1 pseudogene is annotated in these 254 nt (G+C 65.7%); it reads right to left on the bottom strand.

From position 1 onward, the window contains the following. Positions 1–131: 131 nt before the first annotated feature. Positions 132–254: pseudogene (locus C1I97_RS42390) on the bottom strand (GNAT family N-acetyltransferase); the annotation flags it as partial.

The following is a 254-nucleotide window of genomic DNA, read 5'->3' as shown; positions in this document are numbered from 1 at the left end:
CGCCATCAATGGCCCCAGCTACCGGCTCAAGAACCGCCTCAAGGCCATCGAGCGAGAGACCGACGTGGCCTGACAGCTGGGGACGTTCGTCTGTACGCACCTGGAGAGAAAAGCCCGTACGCCGACATCGTAGCACCCGACTGCAGGGCCCACCTTTCGACTGCCGCTATCAACCGGTCTCCGACGCCGCGACCCCGCGCCTGGGGACTGACCCACACCGACCTCAGTTCGCATGCGCCGCTGTCCCCAGGAAG

Origin of the sequence: Streptomyces sp. NTH33, assembly GCF_003236365.1 — a bacterium.
GTDB lineage: Bacteria > Actinomycetota > Actinomycetes > Streptomycetales > Streptomycetaceae > Streptomyces.
Note: the sequence above shows the minus strand (reverse complement) of the source record. Positions and strands in the feature narration are given on the sequence as shown.